At 59.8% G+C, this 530-nt stretch carries 1 protein-coding gene; it reads left to right on the forward strand.

Going from position 1 to position 530, the window contains the following annotated elements; all coding sequences use genetic code 11:
• Positions 1-530: co-chaperone HscB (gene hscB, locus ACIOZM_RS29805; RefSeq protein WP_401220797.1), on the forward strand; the 530-nt coding region annotated here is incomplete at both ends.

Below are 530 nucleotides of genomic sequence, written 5' to 3' on the forward strand. Positions count from 1 at the left end.
TCCTTGTCATTTCGCTTTATTCGAGCTGCAACCGAGCTTTCGTCTGGATCTCGAGCAGTTGGCCACGCGCTATCGTGAGTTGGCGCGCGGTGTTCATCCTGACCGTTTTGCCGACGCTTCCGAGCGTGAGCAGCGGTCGGCGCTCGAACAGTCCGCAAGACTCAATGACGCCTATCAGACGCTCAAGAGTCCGCCCCAGCGCGCACGCTACCTGCTGACCATCAGTGGGCAGGAAGTGCCGATGGAGGTCACGGTCCATGATCCCGAGTTTCTTTTGCAGCAGATGCAATGGCGCGAAGAGCTCGAAGACCTCCAGGACAGCGCCGACCTTGATGGTGCCGCGGTGTTCAAGCGGCGCTTGAAAGTGGCCCAGGAAGAGCTGAACGAAAGCTTCGCAGCCTGTTGGGATGATGCAGCGCAACGCGAGCAGGCCGAACGCCTGATGCGTCGCATGCAGTTCCTCGACAAGCTCACCTACGAAGTGCGCCAGTTAGAAGAGCGCCTCGACGATAAACCCAGAGCCGCTCCGG

The sequence above is a fragment of the Pseudomonas sp. NPDC087346 genome (genome assembly GCF_044744235.1).
Classification (GTDB): Bacteria; Pseudomonadota; Gammaproteobacteria; order Pseudomonadales; family Pseudomonadaceae; genus Aquipseudomonas.